Origin of the sequence: Kitasatospora sp. NPDC058115, from assembly GCF_042884635.1 — a bacterium.
In the GTDB taxonomy this organism is placed as follows: Bacteria; Actinomycetota; Actinomycetes; order Streptomycetales; family Streptomycetaceae; genus Kitasatospora.
In genome coordinates this window covers 360999-376558 of record NZ_JBHVTL010000001.1, presented here as the reverse complement: position 1 = coordinate 376558, position 15560 = coordinate 360999, and the positions used below count along the sequence as shown (strand labels likewise).

The following is a 15560-nucleotide window of genomic DNA, read 5'->3' as shown; positions in this document are numbered from 1 at the left end:
GGGTGCCGGGGAGCGGAGGACCCGAGGGCCCGACTACCGGTCCGGGGTGGCGAGGAAGGCGTCGAACTCGCCGCCGTACCAGCGGCTGGTGCGGCCCCGGGGGGTCATGCCGAGGCGGCGGCAGACGGCGGCCGAGCGCTCGTTGCCGGGGCGCACCACGGCGTGGATCTCCGTGAGGCCGTCGGCGAAGCCCTTGGCGAGGGCGGCGCGGGCGGCCTCGGTGGCGAAGCCCCGGCCCCAGGAGTCGGGGTGGAGGTGCCAGCCGACCTCGACCTCGCCGTTGCCGCTGCCGTCCTCGTCCGGCAGCGGCAGCAGCATCACCGAGCCGGCCACCACCCCGGTGTCCCGCCGCTCCAGCGCCCAGACGCCGTACCGGGGGTCGGCCGAACGCGCCCGCCAGCGGTCGATCATGGCCGGCACCTCGGCGGGCGACTCCAGCGCCCGCGGCGCGGCGCCCAGCCACCGCGCGACCTCCCACCGCGCGTACAGGTCGTACGCGCGCTCGGCGTCGGTGTGCTCCCAGAGCCGGGCGATCAGCCGGTCGGTGGTGAACAACAGCGCTGCGCTCCTTGCTCGGTGGTCCGGCGTTCCGGTGCTGCCGCGTTGCCGCGTTGCCGCGTTCCCGTGTTCCCGTGTTCCCGCGTTCCGGCGGGCGGTCAGTCGTCCTGCGGCTGGCTGGCGCGCCCCGACCAGCGGGGCTCCCAGCGGGCCCAGGACCGTTCCCAGGCGCGGTCCGCCCGCCGGTCCAGGACGCGCAGCCGCAGCGCGAGCACGCTGCCGATCAGCGCGGCCAGGGTCGCCGCGCCCGCCAGCCCGGTGCAGACGGCCCCGACGGCCAGCCCGATCGGGGTGGCCGGGGCGGTGACGGGCAGGCCGTCGGCGTCGAGCCACAGCACGACGGTGGAGCCGGTGGCGACGGTGCGCGGGACCTCCACGGTGCCGGTGCGGGCGAGGCCGTCGGGGGCCGTCCAGGACACCGAGGTCTCGGCGCGCTTCTGGTAGCCGCCGCTCCACCGGCCGGCGCCGGTGTCCTCGGTGCGCAGCTTGCCCAGGACCAGCGCCTCGGTGCGGTGCAGGCGGGCGCGGTCGGACTCGGCGGTGCGCCCGGCGGCGCGGCAGCCGAGGACGGCGGCGGTGACGACCCCGGCCAGGCCGACGGCCAGCGCGAGCGCGGCGACCAGCCAGGCGCGGCTGCGGGACCGGTCGACGGGGCGGGCGAGCGGTTCCCGGCGCCGGACGGCGCGGCGGCCGCCGAGGGCGAGGCGGAGCTGGCGGCGGGCCCGTCGGGACAGCGACACGGTCCGGGCCGAGCGGGGTGAGCTGGACACGATGCGTGCTCCTCACGGCTGTTGGCGTGGTTCGGCCCGTCGGATCCCAATCTCCCCCGGCACCGGCCCCTCGCACAAGAGCCGGGCGGGCTCACACGGTGCGGGCCCAAGGGCCCTGACGGGGCCGCAGGACCGGGACGTTCGGCCCTCGGCGGCGCGGGGTCGAAGGAGGCAGGCTGGGCGTCGGCCGCGTTCTCGTGCCGGGGACGCGGAGGCCCGGCCCGCTGTGGGGGCTCGCCGGGCCGCCGTGCAGAGCGGGGGACGGAGTTGGGGCCGTCCCCCGCTCGCGGCGTTCCCGGACCGGCGGCAGCCATTGTGTTCTTCCAGGTCAGGGTCGTACTCTCGGCAGGTATACACCCGGTGTATACCTCTGGTGTATGGTCCTCCCATGAGTGTTCCCCTGACCCTTCTCGGGCTGCTGGAGCGCGAGCCGAGCCACGGCTACGACCTCAAGCGCGACTACGACACCTTCTTCGGCCGCGGCAAACCCCTGCCGTACGGTCAGGTCTACGCCACCCTCGGCCGCCTGGCCCGCGACGGGAAGGTCGCCCCCGGCGAGGCCGAACCCGGCGACGGACCCGAGCGCAAGCGCTACGTCATCACCGAGGCCGGCGTGAGCGAGTTCGAGCACTGGCTCGCCGAGCCCGTCGCCCCCGAACCCACCCTCCAGTCCGTGCTCTTCACGAAGGTCGTCCTGGCCCTGCTGCTCGGCCGCGACGCCGAGACCTACCTCGACACCCAGCGCGCCGCCCACCTGCGCCGGATGCGCGAACTCACCGAGCTGCGCCGCACCGGCCCGCTGGTCGACGCCCTGCTCGCCGACCACGGCCTCTTCCACCTGGAGGCGGACCTGCGGTGGATCGACCTGACCACCGCCCGCCTCGACTCCCTCGCCGCGGAGGTACGCGCATGACCCCCCTGATCGAAGCCCGCGACCTCGAACTCGCCTTCGGCGAGACCCCCGCGCTGCGCGGCGCGAGCCTGGCCGCCGACGCCGGCGAGGTGCTCGCCGTGATGGGCGCCAGCGGCTCCGGGAAGTCCACCCTGCTGCACTGCCTGGCCGGCATCCTCGTCCCCGACGCGGGCGAGGTGCACGTCGACGGGCAGCGGATCGACGCCCTCGACGAGAACCGGCGCAGCGCCTTACGGCGTGACCGCTTCGGCTTCGTGTTCCAGTTCGGCCAGCTCGTCCCGGAACTGACGGCCGAGGAGAACGTCGCCCTGCCGCTGCTGCTCTCCGGCGCCCGCCGGGCCGCCGCCCTCGCCGAGGCCCGCCCCTGGTTCGCCCGGCTCGGCCTCGACGGCCTGGAGCGCCGCCGCTCCGGCGAACTGTCCGGCGGCCAGGCCCAGCGGGTCGCGCTCGCCCGGGGCCTGGTGACCCGCCCCCGGGTGCTGTTCGCCGACGAGCCGACCGGCGCGCTGGACTCGCTCACCGGCGAGCAGGTGATGGCCCTGATGGTCGCCGCCGCCCGCGAGCACGGCACCACCGTCGTCCTGGTCACCCACGAACCCCGCGTCGCCGCCTACGCCGACCGCGAGGTCATGGTGCGCGACGGACGGGCCCGGATGCTCTCCACCGGCCACCCGGGCCACGCCGCCCCGGCGGGACGGGTCGCCTCGTGATCGCCTTCGCCCTGCGCCTGGCCCTCAGCGGCGGCCGGCAGGCCGTCGTCCGGCTGCTCACCATCGCCGCCGCCGTGGCCGTCGGCGTCGGCCTGCTGCTCTCCACGCTCGCCGCCGTGAACGCCGTCGGCGCCACCAACGAACGGATGCTCTGGGCCAACTCCGGTGCGGCGAGCCGCCCCGGGACCGCGGACGTCGACCCGCTCTGGTGGCGCGACCGCGGGCCCGAGTTCTACGACGGCAAGCGGCTGCTGTCCATCGAGGTCGCCGCCACCGGCCCCACCTCGCCCGTCCCGCCGGGCCTGGCGAAGCTGCCCGCACCCGGCGAGTACTACGCCTCGCCCGCCCTCGCGAAGCTGATCCGGGAACGGCCCGCCGACCAGCTGGCCGACCGCTTCCCCGGCCGGCCGGCCGGGGAGATCGGCGACGCGGCCCTCGCCTCCCCGGACTCCCTCGTGCTGATCGGGGGCCAGGACCCGGCGGCCCTCGCGGCCCGGCCGGGTGCCCGCCCGATCACCACCATCGCCACCGTGCTCCCGGCCTGCCGGGCCGACTGCCCGGCCACCGGCACCCGCGGCGACGCCATGACGCTGATCCTCTCGGTGGTCGCCGGGGCGCTGCTCTTCCCCGTGGTGATCTTCATCGGCACCGCCACCCGGCTCTCCGCCGCCACCCGCGAGCAGCGCTACGCCGCGATGCGCCTGGTCGGCGCCACGCCCCGGCAGATCACGCTGATCGCGGCCGTCGAGTCCACCCTCGCCGCCGTCGTCGGCACCGTCCTCGGCTTCGGGCTGTACCTGGCACTGCGCCCGCTGGTGGCGACCGTCCCGTTCACCGGGGACCGCTTCTTCACCGAGGACCTCACCCTCACCGCGCCGCAGGCCCTGGCCGTGCTGCTCGGCGTCCCGCTGGCGGCGGCGGTGGCCGCCCGGCTCGCGCTGCGCCGGGTGACCGTCTCCCCGCTCGGCGTCAGCCGCCGGGTCACCCCCGGGCCGCCGACCGTCTGGCGGATCGTGCCACTGCTGGCCGGGCTCGCCGAACTCGCGTGGTTCGTCGGCCGCCGTCCCCACACCACCAACGGGCAGACCGCCGCCTACCTGACCGGCTTCCTGGTGATCATGCTCGGCCTGGTGGTGGCCGGCCCCTGGCTGACCATGGCGGCCGCCCGCGCGGTCGCCGCCCGGACCGGCCGCCCGGCCACCCTGATCGCCGTGCGGAGGCTCGCCGACGACCCGAAGGCCGGGTTCCGCTCGGTGGCCGGCCTGGTCCTGGCGCTGTTCGTCACCACCGCGACGGTCGCCATCATCGGCACCATCGACACCAACCGCGGCGCGCTCAGCGGCGACCCGCAGACCCGGGTCGCGGTGGAGCACGGTGCCCTGGCCGGCGATCCGCCGATGGCCGCCGCCGTGCCGGAGCGGGTCCTGGCCGAGGTGAGGGCCGTTCCCGGCTACCGGGGCCTGGCGATCGTCCACGCCGATCCGGACGGCCTGGCGCGCGGCCCGGCCGATCCGCGCGACTGGAGGGCGCCCGTCCTGGCGCTCTGCTCGGACCTCGCGCAGGTCCCGGTGGTCGGCCACTGCGCCCCCGGCGCCGCGGTGGCGGCTGTCGCGCCGTACGGCTTCCTGGACCTCCGGTCGCAGGAGTCCGTCGAATGGCCGAGCGCGCCGATCACCGCCGAGGCGGCCGCCCGGCTGCCGGTGCAGTCGCTCTACGTGACGACGGACGGGTCGACGGCCGCGAAGGAGCGGGTCCGCACCATCCTGAGCCGGGCCTTTCCGGACCACAACACCCGGACGGTCCAGGACTGGGGCTCCGCCCAGCAGCAGCAGCTCGCCGGCTGGCGGCAACTGGCCGACGTCGTCCTGCTCACCACCCTGCCGATCGCCGGCTGCAGCCTCGCCGTCAGCGTGGTCGCCGGGCTCTCCGACCGGCGCCGGCCGTTCGCGATGCTCCGGCTCACCGGGGCGCCGCTGGGCCTGCTGCGCCGGGTGATCGCCCTGGAGAGCGCGCTGCCGCTGCTGGTGGTGGCGGCGATCGCGACCGGGACGGGCTTCGGCGCGGCGGCGATGTTCCTCAAGTCGCAGATGAGCTACGACCTGGTCTCGCCGGGCGCGGTGTACTTCGTGCTGGTGCTGCTCGGGCTCGCGCTGTCGCTCGGGATCATCGCCTCCACGCTGCCGCTGCTCCGGCGGATCACCGGCCCGGAGGCGGCCCGCAACGGCTGAGGCCGCGCGTCCGCAGGGGCCCGCGCCCCCGGCTCGCACGGGCCCCGCGCACCTGCCGCGCGCGCCGCGCACGCCCCCGCCCGTACCCCGTCGGCCCGTCAGCGGGCGACGGGGTACGCGTGCGTCCCGGTCCGGGGCAGGCCGGTGCCCAGCTCCGGGCGCCAGCTGGCGAGCACCAGCCCGGACGGGTAGAACATCGGCTCCGGCAGCGCGTCCAGCGGCAGCCGCTCCCAGCCGCCGCACGCGTGCGGCTCGGTGACCACGGCGGGCGCCAGGCTGGGCGGGGCGAGCACCGCGGCGGTCAGCCGGGGCCGGCCCAGCTCGTGGTCCAGCAGCACCGCCAGCACCCGCATCTGCTCGGCGGGCAGCACGATCCCGGTCTCCTCGGCCAGCTCGCGCGCGGCCGTCCCCTCGAAGGACTCGCCGGGGTCGACCTTGCCGCCGGGCAGGCTCCAGGTCGGCGGCTCGCCCGCGGTGGTGCGGCGCCCGATCAGCACCCGGCCGTCCCCGGTGGGCACGATCACGCCGGCGCCCAGCAGCGGTGCGGTCGTCATGGCGGTTCCTCCGTCGAATGGGTGTGCCCGCGCGGGTCCTACCAGGCGGCGCGCTCGAAGTCCTTCAGGAAGCAGCCGTAGAGGTCCTCGCCGTGCTCGCCGCGGACGATCGGGTCGTAGACCCGGGCCGCGCCGTCGACCAGGTCGAGCGGGGCGTGGAAGCCCTCCTCGGCGAGCCGCATCTTGTCCGGGTGCGGGCGCTCGTCGGTGATCCAGCCGGTGTCGACGGCGGTCATCAGGATGCCGTCGGTCTGGAACATCTCCTGCGCGCTGGTGCGGGTGAGCATGTTCAGCGCGGCCTTCGCCATGTTGGTGTGCGGGTGGCCGGCGCCCTTGTAGCCGCGCTGGAACACGCCCTCCATCGCGGACACGTTCACCACGTACTTGCGGCGGGAGGCCGAGGCGGCCATCGCCGGGCGCAGCCGGCTGATCAGGATGAACGGCGCGGTGGAGTTGCAGAGCTGGACCTCCAGCAGCTCCACCGGGCCGACCTCGCTGACGGTCTGCACCCAGCTGTTGGTGTCCGCGAGGTCGGGCACCAGGCCGCCGGCGTCGATCGCGGTGCCGGCCTGGATGCGCTCGGGCGTCGCCGAGCCGGTGACCAGGGCGAGCGAGGTGACGTCGTCGGCGGAGATCCGCTCGCCGGCGCCGGAGGCCTGGTGGGGCAGGGCGGGCAGGTCGACGCTGCCGCTGCCGAAGCGGCCGATGGTGGTGGACTGCGGCAGCGCGCCGGCCGGCAGCGGGGCGGACTCGGCGGCGAGCAGCTCGCGGTAGGACTCCGGCGGGCGGCGCACGGTCTGCGCGGCGTTGTTGATCAGGATGTCCAGCGGGCCGTCCGCGGCGACCTCGTCGGCCAGCGCCATCACCTGGGCCGGGTCGCGCAGGTCGATGCCGACGACCTTCAGCCGGTGCAGCCACTCGGCGCTGTCCGGCATCGCGGTGAAGCGCCGGATCGCGTCGTTCGGGAAGCGGGTGGTGATGGTGGTGTGGGCGCCGTCGCGCAGCAGCATCAGCGCGATGTACATGCCGATCTTGGCCCGGCCGCCGGTCAGCAGGGCGCGCTTGCCGGTGAGGTCGGCGCGGGCGTCCCGGCGGGCGCGGTTCTTGACCGCGCAGTCCTGGCAGAGGTTGTGGTAGAACGCGTCGACCTCGACGTAGCGCTGCTTGCAGATGTAGCAGGAGCGCGGGCGCTCCAGGATCCCGGCGATCTCGGTGGTGGTGACGGTGGTCAGGCCGAACGCGCCGGCCGTCTCGTCGTCGATCCGGGTCGGGGCGCCGGTGGCCGTGCGCGCCGTGACCTCGCGGTCGTTGGCGGTCTTGCGGGCCCGGGTCTCCTGGCGGCGGCGCTGCTTCAGGGTGCGGAATATGCCGCCGACGGCCTGGCGGACGGTGATCGCGTCCGGGTGGTCGACGTGCAGCTCGTCCAGCTCGGCCAGCACCTCCAGACAGAGCCTCAGCCGCTCCGGGTCCAGGCCGGGGCCGAAGTCGGTCTCCTCCTCGGCGATCCCGGTGCCGTTGTCCTGCTCGATGTCCACGCCCGCCGCCGTCATGCCCTCTGCCGCTTTCCCGCTCGCCTCGCCGATCACGGCGTTCGCCGCGTCACCGCGTGAATGCTACGGGAGCGGCCCCGGCCGGGGCGAAAAGCCGAGTATTTGGAGGATCCTCCAGGTCTACGCGCGGAGTTTCGATCATGGCTTGTGTGCAGCCCCAGCAATCGTGGTCGAACTGGCTTTTGCCGAACGGCTCGCGGACAATCGAACGTCGGGTGCAGGGGCGCCCGGATGCGCCCTGCGGCCCAGTCGCACCCGCACCCGAGCTGTATCTTTCTCCCAGCCAGAGAGCCCCGTTTTCATGCGCTTCCTGAACGACCTCCAGCCCTCGTACGACCTCACGTACGACGACGTCTTCATGGTCCCCAGTCGATCCGCCGTGGGCTCCCGCCAGGGTGTCGACCTCTCCTCCAACGACGGCACCGGCACCACCATCCCGCTGGTCGTCGCCAACATGACCGCCATCGCCGGCCGGCGCATGGCCGAGACCGTGGCCCGCCGCGGCGGCCTGGTCGCCATCCCCCAGGACATCCCGACCGAGGTCATCGCCGAGGTGGTCGGCTGGGTCAAGCAGCGCCACCTGGTGCACGACACCGCCATCACCCTCGACCCCGGCGCCACCGTCGCCGAGGCGCTCTCGCTGCTGCCCAAGCGCGCCCACGGCGCGCTGGTCGTCGTCGAGGACGGCCGCCCGGTCGGCGTCGTCACCGACTCCGACTGCCAGGGCGTCGACCGCTTCACCTCGCTGTCCGAGGTGATGTCCCGCGAACTGCTGCTGCTCGACGAGGACATCGACCCGCGCGACGCCTTCGACAAGCTGAGCGAGGCGCACCGCAGGCTCGCCCCCGTGGTGGACCGCGAGGGCCGCCTGGTCGGCATCCTGACCCGGAAGAACGCCCTGCGCGCCACCCTCTACACCCCCGCCGTGGACGCCGCCGGCACGCTGCGGGTCGCCGCCACCGTCGGCATCAACGGCGATGTCGCCGGCAAGGCCAAGGCCCTGCTGGAGGCGGGGGCCGACACGCTGGTCGTGGACACCGCGCACGGCCACCAGGAGTCGATGATCAGCGCGCTGCGGGCCGTGCGCGGCCTGGATCCGCAGGTCCCGGTGGTCGCGGGCAACGTCGTCTCGGCGGCCGGTGTGCGCGACCTCGTCGAGGCGGGCGCCGACATCCTGAAGGTCGGCGTCGGCCCGGGCGCAATGTGCACCACCCGGATGATGACCGGCGTCGGCCGACCGCAGTTCTCGGCCGTTCTGGAGTGCGCCGCCGAGGCCCGCCGGCTCGGCCGGCACGTCTGGGCCGACGGTGGCGTGCGGCACCCGCGCGACGTCGCCATGGCGCTGGCGGCCGGCGCGTCCAACGTGATGATCGGCTCCTGGTTCGCCGGTACCCACGAGTCGCCCGGCGACCTCCAGACCACCGCCGACGGCCGGCAGTACAAGGAGTCCTTCGGCATGGCCTCGAAGCGGGCGGTCGGCAACCGCACCGCGCAGGACTCCTCCTACGACCGGGCCCGCAAGGCGCTGTTCGAGGAGGGCATCTCGCACTCGCGGATGTTCCTCGACCCGGCCCGCCCGGGCGTCGAGGACCTCATCGACTCCATCGTCGCGGGCGTGCGCAGCTCCTGCACCTACGCGGGCGCGGCCACCCTGGAGGAGTTCCACGACAAGGCCGTGGTCGGCATCCAGAGCGCGGCCGGCTACGCCGAGGGCAAGCCGCTGCACTCCAGCTGGTCCTGAGCCGTCCGGGCCCGGTCCGTCCGGGCCCGGGCGCCGCTGCTCCGCCCGGCGCCCGGCCCGTTCCCCACCCCGGGGAACGGGCCGGGGAGCCGGCCGGGCGCCACCGCCCCGCCCGCCAGGCCCAGCGGCAGCAGCAGCGCGCGGCCGAGCAGCCCGGCCGCGCCGTCCAGCGCCGTGCGGAACGCCCCGGCCGCCGGGGGCCGCGCGCGCAGCTCCCAGAGCACCCGCACCGACCCCCAGGCGGCGTCCCGGGCGGTGTCCACCGACCACGCGCCGAGCCGGTGGGTCAGCGGCTCGAACCGCTCCAGCAGGTCCGGCCCCGGCATCAGCTGCTCCCGGACGGCCTCCTCCACCCCGGCCAGCAGGTCGTTGATCCGGTGGTAGTCGTCCTCGACGTGCTCCGGCTCCCGCCCGAGCCGGCGGCAGGTGTCGACGACGGCGAGCGGCAGGTCGTGCTGGATGTGGGCGGCCATCCCGGCCAGCGCGAACTGGACCGGGTGCACCCCCGGGTGCGCGCGCAGCTCGAACAGCGGCCGCCAGCAGGCCGGCGGGCGGCGCCGCGCCGCGACCGCGTCCACCGCCCGCAGGTAGCGCCGGGCGAACAGCGTGTCGAGCACCGCCATCGCGGGCGGGTCGGCGAAGGCGTCCAGCCGGGAGCGGACGGTCTGCGTGACGGTCAGGTACATCCGGTTGAACACCGCCACCCCGTCGGCGGGCGGCAGCCCGGCCGCGATCGCCCGCAACCGGTGGATCACCGCGTCGACCCCGTGCGCCGCCGCCGCGGTCCGCGTGGACACCCTGGCCATCCGTCACCCTCCGGCGCCGTTCGTGCACTGATCGCATCATCGTGGCACGGCGGGCCGGTGGATCCCCGGCCCGACGCGTCCTCCGGCACCGGCCCCGCCCCCTCAGCGCTCCCAGCGGATCGCCAGCGCGGCCGCGTCGTCGGCGAGGCCGGTGGGGGAGACCCAGCCGGCGAGGTCGGCGAGCAGGGCGTCCAGCAGGTCGTCCGGGGAGGCGGCCGGCAGCCGCGGCAGGCGGGCGGCGAGGGGGTAGAAGACGTCCGCCGCGTCGCGGGCCTCGGAGACGCCGTCGGTGTACAGCAGCAGCAGGTCGCCGGGGTGCGGGTCGACGGGCTCGGCGCGGTAGCCCCCGCCGGTCAGGGCGAGCAGCCCCAGCGGCGGGGCGTGCCGGGCGGGGGCCAGTTCGACGACCCGGCCCCCGCGGCGCAGCAGCGGGTGCGGGTGCCCGCAGTTGACCAGGTGCGCGGCGCCGTCCCGGTCCACGCCGAGCAGCACCGCGGTCACGAACCGCCCGTCCGCCGGGCGGTCGGCGAGGGCGGCGTCGAGGCGTTCGGCGAGCCGGGCGAGGTCCGGTTCGGTGCGGGCCGCGGTGCGGAAGGCACCGAGGACGTCCGCCGCCGTCTCGACGGCGGGCAGGCCGTGGCCCTGGACGTCCCCGAGCAGGATCCGGATCCCGTACGGCGTGTCCGCCACCTCGTACAGGTCGCCGCCGATCCGCGCCTCGGCGGCGGCCGCGACGTAGCGCACCGCGATCCGCAGCGGCCCGGCCCGTTCAGGCGGCGGGCGCAGCAGGGCCCGCTGGGCGGCCTCGGCGACGGTCCGGACGTGGAACAGCTCGCGTTCGCGGGCCGCGATCAGCACGACGTTGGCGGTGCTGGCCAGGGTCGCCGCGGTGATGGTGATCAGCGAGGCGAGGTGGACGGAGCCCGGCAGATGGGTGTTGCCCTCCTCCAGGAGCCCGGCCACGGCGATCGCGGCGGCCCCGGTGGCGAGCGGCACCCGGGCCCGCCGGGTGGTCGCCCCGACCAGCACGGGCGCCACCGCGAGGACGGGGGAGAGGGTGGTGCCGGGGCCGGTGAGGAGGTCGGCCAGCACGGCCCCGACGAGCAGCAGGAAGGCGCCGTACAGCAGCAGCCGGGTGCGCCGGGGCAGCCGCGGCAGCGGCACCGCGCCGTCCTCGGCCCCGTCCCCGCTCACGGCCACGCCCTCACCTCCGACCGACCGGTCTCCCGTCCACTCTCCACCGCCTCCCGCCCCACCGGCATCCCGACGGCCCCCGGGGCCGGGACCGCACCCGTCGGGCCCGGCATCCGGGACGGCCGTGAGGACGTAGGGTGGCGGGCGAGATGAGACGTAGGAGTACGGTGCCGGCCTCGCCGCTTCCGCAGCGGTTCGGGGTGGATCCGGTGCACCTGCGGCTGCCCGTGGCGGGCGGGCCGTGGGAGACGGTGCGGGCGTACCTGCTGGAGCGGCTGCCGGCGGTGGCGGCGGAGCGGGTGGACGGGCTGCTGCTGACCGGCGGGGTGGTCGGGGAGGACGGGCGGGCCGTCGGGGCGGGGGAGCCGTTCCGGCCGGGCGCGCACCTGTGGTTCTACCGGGAGCTGCCGCCGGAGGTGCCGGTCCCGTTCGAGCTGGAGGTGCTGCACCGGGACGAGCACCTGGTGGTCGTCGACAAGCCGCACTTCCTGGCCACCACCCCGCGCGGGCGGCACGTCGTGGAGACGGCGCTCTCCCGGCTGCGGCACGCCCTGGAGCTGCCCGCGCTGAGCCCGGCGCACCGGCTGGACCGGTTGACGGCGGGGCTGGCGATGTTCGTGGTCCGGCCGCAGGACCGGGGCGCGTACCAGACGCTGTTCCGCGACCGGCTGGTCCGCAAGGAGTACCAGGCGGTGGCGGCGGACGACCCGGCGGTGGAGCTGCCCCGCACGGTGCGCAGCCACATCGTGAAGGAGCGCGGGCGGATCGCGGCGCACGAGCTCGACGCGGCGCCGAACAGCGAGAGCCGGATCGAGCTGCTGGAGCGCCGGGACGGGCTGGGCCGCTACCTGCTGAGGCCGTCGACGGGGCGCACCCACCAGCTGCGGCTGCACATGAGCGGACTCGGCCTGCCGATCCTGGGCGACCCGGTGTACCCGGTGGTGCTGCCGGAGCCGGCCCCGGACGACTTCCGCCGCCCGCTGCAGCTGCTCGCCTCGGCGGTGGAGTTCACCGACCCGCTGACCGGCCGCCCGCGCCGTTTCGAGAGCCGCCGGAGCCTGGCGGCCTGGACGGAACCGGCCGCCTGGGGCGCGCTCTAGGGCGTGTCCTGCGGACCGGCCCGCGCCCGGCCCCGGCGGCGGCTCGGGGCACCCGGCCCCGGCGGCGGCTCAGGGCGCCCGGCTCCGGCGACGGCTCAGGGCGGCGGTGTCCAGCCGGGGCGGCAGCGCGTCAGGAACCCGCCCTCGGCCCGGTGGTCGAGTTCGGCGAACAGCGCCGAGAACCCCTCGTCGGACAGGAGGGCGTAATGGCCGACGTCGTAGGGGCGGTTGCCCACGTGACCCATCCGCCCGCACGTCGCACCCACCCAGGGCCACGCCCGCCACAGCGCGCGGACGCTGTCGGCGAAGGCGTCGGCGAGCCGGTTCTCGGCGCGCAGGCACGCGCGCAGCACGCGCCGGGCATGGTCCGGCGGCAGGTCGTGGTCGGCGAAGGTCTCGCCCGCGGCCTCGGAGAGCAGGCAGTACCACACGCGCTCTCCCGAGTGCTCCTCGTGACCGCTCGCCCGCAGCTCGCGGTTGTTGACGTCGCTGCGGTGGTTGGCGAGCCTGGAGCCGTAGTCGGCCAGCCAGCTCGCGTCCCGCAGGGCCCGCAGGGCGGGTCCGGTCACCTCGTGCGGCGGCCCGTGCAGCGCGACGGTCTGCAGGTACGCCCCCGCGCCGGCGGTGCGCCCCTCCTCGGCCGTCCGCAGCAGGAGCAGCAGCTCGTCCCGGTCGTCCGGATCGGGGGAGGCCATCAGCGCGGCCAGGTGCCCGAGCAGGACCTCGGGCACGGCGCCCTCCGGGTGGCGCTGCGTCACGCGGGCGAGGGCGCCCGGGACGTCGACGGCCCCCGAGGCGAGGTCGCGCAGCAGCTCGAACGGAAAGACCGGGTGGGGCACCGTCCGGTAGCGGGCCATGCCGTGCAGGAGCTGCGCCATCACGGTCGTCCAGTCCGCCAGGACCTGCGGATGGGCCCGGGCGCGGTAGGTGCGCACCAGGTCCGCGTACTCCTCGCCGAGCGCCCGGACGAGGTCCCGGCCCGCGATGTCGGGCAGCGCAACGGGGTCGTCCGGGCGGGACAGCCGGGCGGCCAGGTACCGGGCGGCCTCGGTCACCCTCCGGTGCTCCGCCCGCTCGTCCCGCTCGACGACCGCGTCGAACACGTCGTAGTCCCCGACGGCCACCGCGGTGGTGTACCGGCCCAGCAGCGTGGCGCACTCCCGCCACCGGGGGACCGGTGGATCGGCCTCGCCGTACCGGGGGTCGACGACCGAGTGGGACAGCAGCAGGTAGTTCTCCACCCCGCGCAGGCCCCCCGCCGTCGGGGTGAGGAGCCCCGCCCCGGCGGCCCGGTCGAGCATGGCCGCGGCGAACTCCTTCGCGTCCGACTCGCGTGTGCTGCGCAGCGGTTCGCGCTCCATCGGCATCCTCTCGTCCGGTCCGGCGTCAGCGGCCATGGGTGCGGGTCCGCGTCCGGTAGTGGGCCACCGCCCGGTCGAAGGCGCGACGGGTGAAGTCCGGCCACGGGAGCGGGCAGAACCAGAACTCGGCGTAGGCGGTCTGCCAGGGCATGAATCCGGACAGCCGTTGTTCGCCGCCGGTCCGGATCACCAGGTCCGGGTCCGGCTGGCCGGCGGTGTCCAGGTAGTCCGAGATGCCGGCGGTGCCGGCCGACGGCTGATCGACGATCATCCGGGCGACCGCGCGCGCGAGTTCGTCACGGCCGCCGTAGGCGATGGCGAGGTTCACCGTCCGTGCGTGCCCCGCGGCGCGGCACCGCTCCTCGGCGCCCCGCAGCCGGCGGTGCAGGGGGGACGGCAGCCGTTCCGGGCGCCCGATGATCCGGATCCGCCACCGCCCCTCCGCCTCGATCCGCTCGACGGTGTCGGTGATGACCCGCAGCAGCGGTTCCAGCTCGCGGGGATCACGGGTCAGGTTCTCGGTCGACAGCGGCCACAGGGTGACGACCTCCAGACCCGGCAGCGTCCCGGCCCACGCCAGCAGGTCGAGGGCCCGGTCGCCGCCGCGCTCGTAGCCCCGGACCGCCTCCACGCCGCGTGCGCGGGCCCACCGGCGGTTGCCGTCCAGGATCACCGCCAGGTGCCGTAAGGGGGAATCCCGGCCCTCGGGCGGATGACCGCCGTGCGCGCCGGGTGTCGCGGACACCGTGGTCTCGGGTGACTGGTGCATGTCAATCACTCCCGTGGTCGGCCCTCCACCCGGCAGGTCACCGCACCACGGTCCCGGCGCCGGGGACCACACCGTGTGGTTCACCGGCCGACCGCCCCCAACAGGGTGCGGTGATCACCCCGCCGGGATCAGAGCGCAAGCCTCGGCGCACGCAGCACCGCCCCGCGCACGGCCGCCGGGTCCGTCGCGCGCCGGAGGGCGGCCGTGCGCCGGTGCGGTGGTTCACCGGGCGGGGACCGGGGGCAGCGGGGGAGTCCGGCCGTGACGCTGCCCCGGCTACGGCCGGGCCGGCCACCGTCCGGCCGGGCACGGCCACCGTCGGGCCGGGCACGGTGACGCGTCCCGGGCGCCGTCACGCGTCCCGGTCGCCGGAGCCCGCCGCCAGGCCGTCGAGCAGGACGAGGGCGTCGTCGGCCGCGCCGGCCGGGTCGGTGACGGGGTAGCGCACGCCGCGGACGGTGCGGGTGGCGTCGAGGACGAGGGTGAGCCGCTTGAGGTGCTCCACGCCGCCGGCCCGGAAGGTCGGCAGGCGCAGGGCGGCGGCCAGGTCGAGGCCGACGTCGGACAGCAGCGGGAAGGGGATCCGCGCGTACCCGGCGAAGGCCGCCAGCTGGTCCGGGCGCCGGGTGCTGACGCCGTGGACGGCGGCGCCCCGGGCGGTGAAGGCGGCCGTCCGGTCGCGGTAGGCGCGGGACTCCGCGGCGCTGTCGCCGGCGCCCGGGATGCCGTCCCAGCCCGGGGGGTGGTCCGGGCCGCCGGGCCGGTGGGCGCCGGGGAAGCAGTGGAGCACCGTCCAGGCGCGGTCGGCGGCGACCGGGTCGGTGCGCCCGCCGCGGGCGTCGGGCAGTTCCAGCGGGGGCAGCCGACGGCCGGTCAGGGCCAGGACCCGGCGGGTCTCGGCGGAGCCGGCCGCGCTGGTGGCGGAGAGCGAGCCGTCGCCGAGGACGTACCGCCCGCCCCAGCCCTGCAGGGCGACCAGCACCGGCAGCAGGCCGCGCCCGGCCTCCGTCAGGTGGTACTCGTAGCGCGGCGGGTGCGGGTGGTAGAGGCGCTTCTCCAGGACGTCGCCGGCGACCAGTGCCCCGAGGCGCTGGGTGAGGACCTTGCGGCTGATGCCGAGCCCGTGCTGCAGGGCGTCGAACCGGTGGGTGCCTCCGGCGACGTCCCTGATCAGGAGCAGGGCCCAGGTGTCCCCGACCACGGCCAGGGCCCGGGAGACCGCGCAGTCGGCGTCCGCCGCTTCCATGTGCCGCATGACCGCCGATTATAGTGAGTTCCCAAAAGAGACTCACTGCGGAGGGGGCGG

The 15560-nt window shown here is 76.1% G+C and carries 13 protein-coding genes and 1 pseudogene; 5 read left to right on the top strand and 9 right to left on the bottom strand.

Going from position 1 to position 15560, the window contains the following annotated elements; genetic code table 11:
* Positions 1-33 precede the first annotated feature (33 nt).
* Together ACFVVL_RS01415 and ACFVVL_RS01410 are read right to left on the bottom strand one after the other, a co-directional pair.
* Positions 34-555, bottom strand: a complete 522-nt coding sequence (locus tag ACFVVL_RS01415; RefSeq protein WP_387670452.1) for a GNAT family N-acetyltransferase — start codon at positions 553-555, stop codon at positions 34-36.
* Between the two features lie 101 nt (positions 556-656).
* Positions 657-1328, bottom strand: coding sequence for a hypothetical protein (locus ACFVVL_RS01410; RefSeq protein ID WP_387670450.1), 672 nt, complete (start codon positions 1326-1328; stop codon positions 657-659).
* Positions 1329-1716: 388 nt separating this feature from the next.
* Between ACFVVL_RS01410 and ACFVVL_RS01405 the strand changes: the two genes are divergently transcribed.
* The 3 genes from ACFVVL_RS01405 to ACFVVL_RS01395 are packed head-to-tail and all read left to right on the top strand — an operon-like array spanning position 1717 to position 5179.
* Positions 1717-2241 carry a PadR family transcriptional regulator gene (locus tag ACFVVL_RS01405; RefSeq protein WP_387670448.1) on the top strand — a complete coding sequence of 175 codons (525 nt, stop codon included), beginning with the start codon at positions 1717-1719 and terminating at the stop codon, positions 2239-2241.
* Positions 2238-2951, top strand: coding sequence for an ABC transporter ATP-binding protein (locus ACFVVL_RS01400; protein ID WP_380287250.1), 714 nt, complete (start codon positions 2238-2240; stop codon positions 2949-2951). The genes ACFVVL_RS01405 and ACFVVL_RS01400 overlap by 4 nt, the downstream gene beginning before the upstream one ends.
* Positions 2948-5179 (top strand): FtsX-like permease family protein, encoded by a 2232-nt coding sequence (locus ACFVVL_RS01395; protein WP_387670446.1) that lies wholly within the window; start codon positions 2948-2950, stop codon positions 5177-5179. Before ACFVVL_RS01400 ends, ACFVVL_RS01395 begins: the two co-directional genes overlap by 4 nt.
* A gap of 98 nt (positions 5180-5277) precedes the next feature.
* Here the strand turns inward: ACFVVL_RS01395 and ACFVVL_RS01390 are convergent, their stop codons facing one another.
* Both ACFVVL_RS01390 and ACFVVL_RS01385 read right to left on the bottom strand, forming a co-directional pair.
* Complete coding sequence (locus tag ACFVVL_RS01390; protein WP_387670444.1) at positions 5278-5733, bottom strand: NUDIX hydrolase; 456 nt, start codon at positions 5731-5733, stop codon at positions 5278-5280.
* A gap of 38 nt (positions 5734-5771) precedes the next feature.
* Positions 5772-7283 carry an SDR family NAD(P)-dependent oxidoreductase gene (locus ACFVVL_RS01385; RefSeq protein ID WP_387670442.1) on the bottom strand — a complete coding sequence of 504 codons (1512 nt, stop codon included), beginning with the start codon at positions 7281-7283 and terminating at the stop codon, positions 5772-5774.
* A gap of 301 nt (positions 7284-7584) precedes the next feature.
* On the opposite strand from ACFVVL_RS01385, the gene ACFVVL_RS01380 reads away from it, so the two are divergent.
* Complete coding sequence (locus tag ACFVVL_RS01380; protein ID WP_380287254.1) at positions 7585-9024, top strand: GuaB1 family IMP dehydrogenase-related protein; 1440 nt, start codon at positions 7585-7587, stop codon at positions 9022-9024.
* A gap of 122 nt (positions 9025-9146) precedes the next feature.
* Here ACFVVL_RS01380 and ACFVVL_RS01375 read toward each other — a convergent pair.
* Positions 9147-9830, bottom strand: a pseudogene (locus ACFVVL_RS01375) (DUF5995 family protein); the annotation flags it as partial.
* A 102-nt stretch (positions 9831-9932) separates the two neighbouring features.
* The gene (locus ACFVVL_RS01370) at positions 9933-11024 is read right to left on the bottom strand and encodes a PP2C family protein-serine/threonine phosphatase (RefSeq protein ID WP_387670439.1); all 1092 of its coding nucleotides are present in this window, start codon (positions 11022-11024) and stop codon (positions 9933-9935) included.
* Positions 11025-11173: 149 nt separating this feature from the next.
* Between ACFVVL_RS01370 and ACFVVL_RS01365 the strand changes: the two genes are divergently transcribed.
* Entirely contained in the window at positions 11174-12124 is a 951-nt protein-coding gene (locus tag ACFVVL_RS01365; protein WP_387670437.1) for a pseudouridine synthase, read from the top strand.
* A 95-nt stretch (positions 12125-12219) separates the two neighbouring features.
* On the opposite strand, the gene ACFVVL_RS01360 is transcribed toward ACFVVL_RS01365, so the two are convergent.
* From ACFVVL_RS01360 to ACFVVL_RS01350, 3 genes are all read right to left on the bottom strand, one after another.
* Positions 12220-13521: a hypothetical protein gene (locus ACFVVL_RS01360; RefSeq protein WP_387670435.1), complete on the bottom strand. Its 1302-nt coding sequence runs from the start codon at positions 13519-13521 to the stop codon at positions 12220-12222.
* Complete coding sequence (uppS, locus tag ACFVVL_RS01355; protein WP_387670433.1) at positions 13511-14254, bottom strand: polyprenyl diphosphate synthase; 744 nt, start codon at positions 14252-14254, stop codon at positions 13511-13513. Before uppS ends, ACFVVL_RS01360 begins: the two co-directional genes overlap by 11 nt.
* A 352-nt stretch (positions 14255-14606) precedes the next feature.
* Positions 14607-15509: a winged helix-turn-helix transcriptional regulator gene (locus ACFVVL_RS01350; RefSeq protein ID WP_387670431.1), complete on the bottom strand. Its 903-nt coding sequence runs from the start codon at positions 15507-15509 to the stop codon at positions 14607-14609.
* Positions 15510-15560: the final 51 nt, after the last annotated feature.

Coding starts and splice junctions, on each gene's coding strand:
- ACFVVL_RS01405 (WP_387670448.1), top strand. CDS start 1,717: ATGAGTGTTCCCCTGACCCTTCTCGGGCTGCTGGAGCGCGAGCCGAGC.
- ACFVVL_RS01400 (WP_380287250.1), top strand. CDS start 2,238: ATGACCCCCCTGATCGAAGCCCGCGACCTCGAACTCGCCTTCGGCGAG.
- ACFVVL_RS01390 (WP_387670444.1), bottom strand. CDS start 5,733: ATGACGACCGCACCGCTGCTGGGCGCCGGCGTGATCGTGCCCACCGGG.
- ACFVVL_RS01385 (WP_387670442.1), bottom strand. CDS start 7,283: ATGACGGCGGCGGGCGTGGACATCGAGCAGGACAACGGCACCGGGATC.
- ACFVVL_RS01380 (WP_380287254.1), top strand. CDS start 7,585: ATGCGCTTCCTGAACGACCTCCAGCCCTCGTACGACCTCACGTACGAC.
- ACFVVL_RS01365 (WP_387670437.1), top strand. CDS start 11,174: ATGAGACGTAGGAGTACGGTGCCGGCCTCGCCGCTTCCGCAGCGGTTC.
- ACFVVL_RS01360 (WP_387670435.1), bottom strand. CDS start 13,521: ATGGCCGCTGACGCCGGACCGGACGAGAGGATGCCGATGGAGCGCGAA.
- uppS (WP_387670433.1), bottom strand. CDS start 14,254: ATGCACCAGTCACCCGAGACCACGGTGTCCGCGACACCCGGCGCGCAC.
- ACFVVL_RS01350 (WP_387670431.1), bottom strand. CDS start 15,509: ATGCGGCACATGGAAGCGGCGGACGCCGACTGCGCGGTCTCCCGGGCC.